This is a genomic window from Peptoniphilus sp. DNF00840, assembly GCF_001553125.1.
GTDB classification, from domain to species: domain Bacteria; phylum Bacillota; class Clostridia; order Tissierellales; family Peptoniphilaceae; genus Peptoniphilus_A; species Peptoniphilus_A vaginalis.
Genome location: NZ_KQ960237.1, coordinates 1 through 9,044, shown reverse-complemented (window position 1 = coordinate 9,044; position 9,044 = coordinate 1). Strand labels below are relative to the sequence as shown.

Sequence of the window (9,044 nt, the reverse complement as noted above, 5' to 3'; positions counted from 1 at the left end):
TAGGTGTCGCAATATTATTTGCAATTCATCATAAAAAAACAAACCTGTCTGCGTTTATTAGATTATAAATTATAAAGAAAATTTGAGAAATGATAAAAATTATATCTAATATAGTAAAAACTATTCTATAAAAATCTTTCTTTATAAAAATTGTCCTAAGATTCTTTATTAAAAAATATATATTAACAATAAAAAATCCCATTAACAAATAAATCGCAGTGCTAACATAAGCTGATTTGTTAAAATTTTTTATAACATTTCCATTTTTTAGTGTTAAGAAAAATACAAACTGATAAATTGTAAAAATTAGACAATTTATTATAACTATTAGCTTTAAATATTTTTCATTGTTATAAATTTTTGAGTCGAAGTTTAATATTTTCAATAAAATATATATAACAAGATAAACTCCAAAATAAAATAAGATTAACTTTGTTCTCGAATAAATGGAACTAAGCCAACAGCTTGTTAATATTGTGTAAGCTAAGTAAGAATCTAAAAGTTTCTCTTCTCTGCTAGAATTTTTACTTTTAACTTTCTTCTTAGATAATTTTCTAACAATAATAAAAAATAATATGGCTAGAAAAGTTCCAAAAAGGATTACATGAACCTTGTCTGTCATTTTTCTCTCTCCTTTAACGCTTAAATCTTTACATTCTATCGAGATAAAAATCGAACCTATTAATATTTATGTAGTTATAAATAGTAAAGGCTACAAGAATAATGATAAATAAAATTTGTAAAGTTATAAAAACTTTCCTATAAATATCCTTATTTTCAAAAATCCTAATTAGTAATTTTTTTGACAAATAATAGCTAAGCCACAAGATCACAAACACATACCAAATCATAGCAATTTGAAATTCCCTCTTATAAAGGGAATCAATAAAGTGTCCATCTTCTAAAGTAACAAAGAATATTAACTGGCAAATAATCAAGATAGCTTGCATGAATAGGGTGCTTATCTTATAAAGTCTTGGGTCATCTGCATATTTATTCTTCAAAACATCTTCTGTGAATGACCTGTACATAAAAGAAGCAATAAGTAAAAAGTAGAAAAAATAAAAATTTAGCTTGCTTCTACAAAAAACCATTGATAGCCACAACTCAATTGTTGTAAAGGAAAAAACATAAGATTGAAAAGTTGTGGCCTTATCACTCTCTATCCCAACTTTTTCTTTTAATTTATATCCAATAGGACTTATTAAAGCAAGAATCGTCGTGGCAATAATATTTATAATTAAATTTCTCATAATTCCTCACCTGATGTTTCTTGATAATCTTCACTTTCTACATAAAAATCAAAGCGGTTAACATTTTTTATGTTATAGGCACTTCCTAAAGCCAGTATTAAAATCAAGATAATCTCTGAAATAATAAAGGCTCTTCTCCAAATATCTTTTTCAAATAAAATTCTTTTTAAAACTCTCATGTCTAAAATTATTTTAATGTATGTAAAAAAAATAGTTGAAACTATTAAAATTTTTCGAAAGTCACTTTTGCCGGTTGAACAAATAGTAAGCCCATCTTTTAATTCTAAAAAACTAAGGCTTGCTAATAATATAAAAGATATGGAAATAAATAAAACTCTCCACTTAGGTTCATTTTTATTTTCCAATAACTTCTTTCCACTTTCGCTATCTGTGTAAAGTTTATAAATAGTCCAGATTACAAAACATATAAAGATGGTGACAATAATTGTAAGCCCAAGATTTTGATAAATTCTATCGTAGAATTGTAAGATTAAAAAATTTGTCATTAGGAAGGAATATATTATGTCACTCTCTGAATCTTTTTCTCCTTTCTTCTCTTCTCTTATGTAAATAAAAGTGACTAAGGCTGATGTAAAAATTGCCACTAAAACATATCTTGAAAATTCGCTCATTAATCCACCTCAAAAATATTTTGTTAATATAAAACTTTTCCTTCTTAATTTATTATAGAACCCCACTCATAAATTGTAAAAAAGTTAATAAAAATCAAAAATCAATTCCTAAATTTTTTAAGTTTTCTTCAAGAGAAAAAATCTTTTTGCCATCTTTTGTTATTTCTGACTTTGAATGAATTAAAGATTTAACTATAGATTCTTCAACTGATTCTGCACAAGCCCTAAAGGCATCATCTAATAAGTCTTCTTTTATAATTTTAATTTCTTCAAATTTAGATTCCCCTATCTTATTGGCAGTTGAAAAGGCTATGACAATATCTCCTGATCCATGTCCCAAGTATGATCCTACATTGCCAAGTCCAATTGTTGCCCTCTTTGATAGCCTCTTTAATTGTCTTGAACTAAGTGGCAAGTCAGTTGCGAGGACTATAATAATCGAACCTTTGTCCTTGTCTTCTCTTTTTTCCTTGGACTTCAAATACATTTCACGTCCTATGGGTCTTCCTTCTATCTTTAGGTCTTTTATCCTGCCAAAATTTGACAAGACAAGACTTCCTAGGGTGTACTCCCTTCCTTCTATTTCAATAATTCTTGATGAAGATCCAATTCCACCTTTGAGGTTAAAGGAAATCATTCCAGTGCCTGCTCCAACTGACCCTTCTTCAAAATCTTCTTTTATATTTTTAAGAACCTCTAAGACATTTTCTTCTTTTACATGAAGGCCCCTCATATCATTTATGACTCCGTCGTTGCATTCTGTGACAATAATGTTTGGTGCTCCAGCCTTGTCGCCAACCTTTTCGTACCTATCTATCATCCACTTCATCGAAGAGTCAAGCACTCTTCCAAGGCTCATAGTGTTAGTCATAAAAATTGGTGACTCAAGAGTTCCCAACTCTTCAAGTTGAACTAGGCCAAGACTTTTTCCATAGCCGTTAATTATGTAAGAGCTTGCTAAGAGTTTTTCATTAAAGACATCACCATCATGGGGCATGATACATGTCACTCCAGTTTTTATTTTTCCATACCTAATAGTTGAGTGACCAACCTTAACTCCCTTAACGTCAGATATTTTATTAAGTCGTCCCTTCCTGCTATCTTTAAAAATTTCAAAAGTCATAAACATCCTCCTCTTAAAGAGATTATATCAGATAAATTTTATAATTTAATAAGATAAATTAGGACATGAAAAAAGTCCCAGCCGAAGCTGAGACAAATTTTATTTTTAATTGTTTCTTTCGTAAGGAATACCATCTGCTGATGGCGCTCTTGATCCCTTTACAAAAATTATTAATACAAGAAGTGTTATTGCATAAGGAATCATTGAAAGTAGGTTTGTATCGATTTTTATTCCAATGGAGCCAAGGAAAACTGAAAGTCCTTGTGCAAAACCAAAGAGTAGGCAAGCAAGCATAGCTCCTTGTGGTTTCCATCCACCAAAGATTACTGCAGCAAGGGCAATGAAGCCTTGACCAGAGATAAGTGTTTCCCTATAGTTTGATACAACCGCAAGAGACATTGACGCTCCACCAAGTCCTGCTAAAAATCCAGATGCTAGTACGCAAATGTATTTGATTTTGAAAGCATCTACTCCAAGAGTTTCTGCTGCCTTAGGGTATTCTCCAACTGCTCTTATCCTTAGACCAAGTCTAGTCTTGTAAAGTATAAAATAAACTACAAAGACAAGAACAAAGGCAAGGTAAACTGATGCATATTGTGAGAATACAATATCAAAAAATTTGCTTATGCCCTTTCCTCCACCAGACTTAAAAACTTTTCCAAATAAGATTGGAAGTTTGTTTTCATAAGGTATGGACTTTGACATAGCTGCTCCATCAAAGAAGAGCCTACAAAGGAAAAGCGAAAGTCCCGGTCCAATTAAGTTAATGGCTATACCACTTACAACGTGGTCTGCCGCAAAGTTAACTGTGGCTATGGCGTGAAGAAGAGCTACTAACATTCCACCAAGTCCTCCACACAAGAATGCCAACCAAGGATTGCCTAGGTAGTAACCAACAATGGAACCAACAACTGCTCCTATGGACATCATTCCTTCAAGTCCTATATTTACAACACCAGAGTTTTCAGATAAGACGCCTCCAAGGGCTGTATAAATAAGGGGAGCTGAATATAAAAGTGTTATTGATAAAATACTTGCTAAGCTTAAAAGTGAACTATTCATTTGCTCCTCCTTTTTCTAATTTTTTCCCATCCTTCTTTGACCACTTAGTAAAGAAGAATTTTATAATATCCAAAAGTTTTGGCATTGCAATAAATAGAATCATAATACCAATAATAATTTTTACGACTTCTGAATAAGTTCCTATTGTAGTAAGCTTTCCTCCACCATAAGTTAAGCCTGCATAAAGAAGGGCTGCTGGGATTGTGCCTAGTGGGTTGTTGCCTGCTATAAGTGCAACTGCCATTCCATCAAAGCCGTAGCCTTCTTGGGCTGCCATAATTCCAATGTCGCCAGAGACACCAAGAACAGTTATTGCACCAGCAAGTCCTGCCAAGATACCTGCAATACCCATGGATTTTACAATAGATTTATTGATGTCAATTCCACCGTATTCAGCTGCCTTTTCATTGAAACCAACAGCACGAAGTTCATAACCAAGTGTAGTTTTCTTTAGGATATACCAAACTACTAGGGCTGCAATAATGGCAATTACTATACCAAAGTTTAGAGGTGGATTTAAAACATCCTTTAAAAATTTGTGTTGAGCAAGAAAAGCTCTACCAGATTCACTCATCTTCCAAGCACCAGCAATTTTTATGCTGGCAGAGTCCTTAATTGGATAAGAGTTATCTGATTCAATTGACCTTAAGATTGGAAAACTCAAAAGATAATTGCTTAGATAAAAGCCAATCCAGTTCATCATAATAGACGATATAACTTCATTAACTTGAAATTTTGCCTTTAATATTCCAACTATAGCTCCCCAAAGATAACCACAAAGAGCTCCAACTAATAGAGCTACAAGTCCGTGAATTACTGGAGGAAGGTCCAACAAAAGTCCAACGACAAGGGCTCCAATGGAACCAACTATGTATTGACCTTCGGCACCAATATTAAATAGGCCTGTGTTGAAGGCAAAGGCAACTGAAAGTCCTGTTAAAATTAAAGGCACAGCCTTTACTATTGTCCAGGAAATATACTTAGGCTTTCCAAAGGCACCCAAGAAGATTACCTTATAGGCCTCAACTGGATTTGTTCCACTAATTAAAAGTATAATTGAACCAATTATTATCCCAAGTACAATGGCAAGAATTGTGTATATAAACCTATTTCTCTTCATTTTTACCTCCTGCCATATATAGTCCTAGCTCTCTTTCATTAGTTTCCTTCGCATCAAAAGTCTTTAGGATTTTTCCATTATAAATAACAGAAATCCTATCAGATAAGGCAAGAATTTCATCAAGTTCAAAGGAGATGAGAAGGACTGCCTTCCCCTTGTCCCTTTGCTTTATCAAGAAATTCCTAATGTATTCAATGGCACCAACATCTAGCCCCCTAGTTGGTTGGGCTGCAATAAGAAGATCTGGATCTCCGGAAATCTCCCTTGCAATAATAACCTTTTGTTGGTTACCACCAGAAAGGGCGCCTGCAAATTGTTTAATGTTTCTTGGCCTTATATCATAGTCCTCTGAAAGGTCGACTGCATTTTTTTCAATATTAGGAAAGTCCAAGATTCCCTTTTTAGAAAACTTGTCCTTGTAGTATTCCTTTAAGATAATATTTTCTGCAACAGAAAAATCTAGGACAAGTCCTCGAAGTTGCCTATCTTCTGGAATTGAGTTCAAGCCTCTTTCAATAATATCCCTTGGAGTATGATTTAAAATTTCTTCTCCCTTAAAGATTACAGAACCAGCTTCTGCCTTTTTAAGACCAGTGAGAGTTTCAATTAGTTCAGATTGACCATTTCCATCAACACCTGCAATACCATGAATTTCTCCAGCCTTGATGTCGAGATTTAAGTCACCTAACTTTTTGACCTTCCTAATATCTCTTGCAGTTAACCCCTTGATATCAAGAATTGTGTCACCAGAATTAGCATCTGCCTTATTAACATCTAGGTGAACAGCTCTTCCCACCATCATATCAGCAAGTTCAGATTCACTTACATCAGCAACATTAACTGTATCAATCTTTTTACCACGTCTAATAATTGTACACCTATTAGCAACTTGCTTAATTTCCTTTAGCTTGTGGGTGATAATAATTATAGACTTGCCTTCCTTGGCAAGATTTTTTATTATTTCGATTAATTCAGTGATTTCTTGAGGAGTCAAAACAGCAGTTGGCTCATCAAAAATCAATATATCAGCACCCCTATACAAAACCTTAAGTATTTCCACCTTTTGTTGAGTCCCAACAGTTATGTCTTGGATCCTTGCATCGGGATCAATTTTAAAACCATATTTTTCAGAAAGGGCAACTACATCTTCCCTTGCCTTCTTTATGTCCACCTTAATTCCCTTCATGGGCTCCATGCCAAGAATAATATTTTCAACAACAGTGAAGGGTTCAATAAGCATAAAGTGCTGGTGAACCATCCCAAGTCCTGCCTTTATAGCATCATTAGGATCCTTAAATTCTTTTTTTTCATCATTTATATAAATCTCACCTGATGTAGGAGAACTTAAGCCGTAAAGCATGTTCATAAGAGTAGTCTTTCCGGCACCGTTTTCTCCAAGAAGAGAATGGATTTCTCCCCTCCTAATATCAAGATCAATTTCGTCGTTCGCCACGAAGTCACCAAACATTTTGGTAATCTTCTCCATCCTTACGACTAAGTCTTTGTTATTAGTTTCCAAATACAAACGCTCCTTTGTTATGTTAAATAAATTATACCAAAGAATTGGGCAATTTTGAAATAATTTGCAATAAAAAAGTCATCTCAAAGATGACTCCTAAGAGATGACTTTATAAACTTATTTGTATTGGTTGTAAGTTTCTTCGTTGTAAGGAACTTTGATTTCGCCAGAAATAATTTTCTTAGTTATTTCGTCAACTTTCTTTAAAATTTCAGGCTTAACATTCTTGTTAGAAGTTGGTGCAATACCTACTGCTCCATCATCAGCTAGACCAAGTTCAACAGTTTTTCCACCTTGGAACTTACCTTCTTGCATATCTTTTACAACTTGGTAAACAGCAACATCACCATTCTTCATTGCAGAAGTTAATACATTTTCAGGAGCTCTGTCGCTTTGGTCTCTATCAACACCAATTACCCACTTGCCAGCTTCTTTAGCAGCTTCGATAACACCTTCGCCTGCTCCACCAGCTGCGTGGAATACTACGTCAGCACCGTTTTGGTACATAGTAGCAGTGATTGATTTACCCTTTTGTGCATCAGAGAAGTTACCAACATATTGGCTAAGAACTTCGATGTTAACGCCTCTTTCCTTAGCTGCGTAATCAACACCAGCCTTGTAACCATATTCGAATCCCCAAATAATGTTACCTTCTTGACCACCAACGAAACCAACCTTGTTAGTTTCAGTAGTCATACCAGCAATATAACCAACTAGGAAAGAAGGTTCTTGTGCCCTAAACATAATTCCAAGTAGATTTGAAGGAGCTTCAACCTTATTACCATCTTTGTCAACTGTAACGTCAACGTCAACTATTGCATAATTAGTTTCTGGGTACATTTTAGCAGCTTCAGTTACTGCTCCACCCATTTTGAAACCAGCACCAACAATAAGATTTTTGTTTTTGTCAGCAAAAGTTTCTAGATTAGGAGAGTAGTCCTTAGTGTCCTTAGATTCAACATAGTCAGCCTTGATTCCAAGTTCTTTTTGTGCCTTTTGAAGTCCTTCCCAAACTCCTTGGTTAAAGGATTGGTCATTAACTCCACCTTCATCAGTTACAAAACCAACGTCAATATCTGACTTAGCTTCAGCTGTTTTTTTAGTAGCGTTTCCATCTGCTTCTTTTTTGTTGCCTCCACCACAAGCAACAAGTGTCATTGCAATCAATAACACTGAAAGTAATGTAAGTTTCTTCTTCATTTATAATCCTCCTATAATTATTTAAGTAAATTATATATTAAATCCCCTCTTATTTCAATTTCAAAAAAAATAGTTTTCCTATTTTTTTGAAATTTTTATTTACTTTGTAAATATTTATTAAGTCATAAGAGTTGAATTCTTTATAAGACTTTATAAGTTTATGAGAATTTATAACTTTATGAGAATTTATAAGTTTATGACTCATCACTAAGTAAGAGAAATTTAATTTTTAATTTTCACCAAGGTCTAAACTTTTATTAAAAATTTAAAAGAAAAAAAAGCCCAATTAGATTGAGCTTAAAAAAAGGAGTAATAACGAATATATTTGTATATTCATTATTACTCCCCTTGCAAATTTTAAATTATTTAAAATTATCTCTTAACATAAACTGTAACTGTTCTGACTTCATGATTCCATTCAATATCTTGATCTTTTTTATCTTGCTCATTTCCATTAGTAAGACCAAACACATTGGCTAGATTAACAACAGAAACTAACATTCTATCTTTGACAATAAGTGGTTTTGAATCCATTTTAATAGTCTTGCCATTAGATAGGACTATTTCATCTCCATCAATTTGAATACTTGCAGTTAATCCATCCTTAGTAAAAGATGCTGTTCTAGTTTTTGCATCCCACTTAACTTCAGCTCCAATAACCTCTGCAACATATCTAAGTGGTACCATAGTTCTACCTTTACTAATTATAGGCGTGATATCCATTGTTCTTTTAGTTGTAACACCATTTATAACAACATCATACTCAAGTTTATCTATATGGAATACATACCATAGACTTTCTCCTTTTCCCTTAACAAGTTCTTCTGATTTCTTAGGAATAGATACTATTACTGGATGTGTTGGAGTGGAGTATTCTTTAATTTTAATTCCACCTGGGAAATAATCCCCATAACCTTGTATATAACTATCTTGACTTTCGTTGTCTTGATTTACAGCTTCTTTTAAAACTTTAGATGCAGGTAAAGTTGTAGGAATACCATACATTTTAACTACTACAGAACCGTCTTCTTTTACTTCAATATCATTGTCTGTTAGACCTAAAGTTGGATTTGCTGCTTTTATTGCATCCTTTACCGCTTGTTTTTCTTGTTCCGTTAATTGAGCCTGGTTCTTT

The 9,044-nt window shown here is 33.4% G+C and carries 8 protein-coding genes; all 8 read right to left on the bottom strand.

What is annotated here, in order from left to right; translation table 11 throughout:
• Positions 1 to 650 precede the first annotated feature (650 nt).
• Positions 651 to 1,253 carry a hypothetical protein gene (locus HMPREF1864_RS06430; protein WP_062571993.1) on the bottom strand — a complete coding sequence of 201 codons (603 nt, stop codon included), beginning with the start codon at positions 1,251 to 1,253 and terminating at the stop codon, positions 651 to 653.
• Complete coding sequence (locus HMPREF1864_RS06425; RefSeq protein ID WP_062571992.1) at positions 1,250 to 1,885, bottom strand: hypothetical protein; 636 nt, start codon at positions 1,883 to 1,885, stop codon at positions 1,250 to 1,252. The genes HMPREF1864_RS06430 and HMPREF1864_RS06425 overlap by 4 nt, the downstream gene beginning before the upstream one ends.
• 94 nt (positions 1,886 to 1,979) lie before the next feature.
• Positions 1,980 to 3,008: a P1 family peptidase gene (locus HMPREF1864_RS06420; RefSeq protein ID WP_062571991.1), complete on the bottom strand. Its 1,029-nt coding sequence runs from the start codon at positions 3,006 to 3,008 to the stop codon at positions 1,980 to 1,982.
• A 105-nt stretch (positions 3,009 to 3,113) separates the two neighbouring features.
• On the bottom strand, positions 3,114 to 4,070 hold the full coding sequence (locus HMPREF1864_RS06415; protein ID WP_062571990.1) for an ABC transporter permease: 957 nt from the start codon (positions 4,068 to 4,070) through the stop codon (positions 3,114 to 3,116).
• Complete coding sequence (locus tag HMPREF1864_RS06410) at positions 4,063 to 5,190, bottom strand: ABC transporter permease (RefSeq protein WP_062571989.1); 1,128 nt, start codon at positions 5,188 to 5,190, stop codon at positions 4,063 to 4,065. The genes HMPREF1864_RS06415 and HMPREF1864_RS06410 overlap by 8 nt, the downstream gene beginning before the upstream one ends.
• Positions 5,177 to 6,709, bottom strand: coding sequence for an ABC transporter ATP-binding protein (locus HMPREF1864_RS06405; RefSeq protein WP_062571988.1), 1,533 nt, complete (start codon positions 6,707 to 6,709; stop codon positions 5,177 to 5,179). The genes HMPREF1864_RS06410 and HMPREF1864_RS06405 overlap by 14 nt, the downstream gene beginning before the upstream one ends.
• A 117-nt stretch (positions 6,710 to 6,826) precedes the next feature.
• On the bottom strand, positions 6,827 to 7,909 hold the full coding sequence (locus tag HMPREF1864_RS06400) for a BMP family lipoprotein (RefSeq protein ID WP_062571987.1): 1,083 nt from the start codon (positions 7,907 to 7,909) through the stop codon (positions 6,827 to 6,829).
• 372 nt (positions 7,910 to 8,281) lie between these two features.
• The coding region (locus HMPREF1864_RS06395; protein ID WP_197415078.1) for a stalk domain-containing protein at positions 8,282 to 9,044 on the bottom strand (763 nt) is incomplete at its 5' end.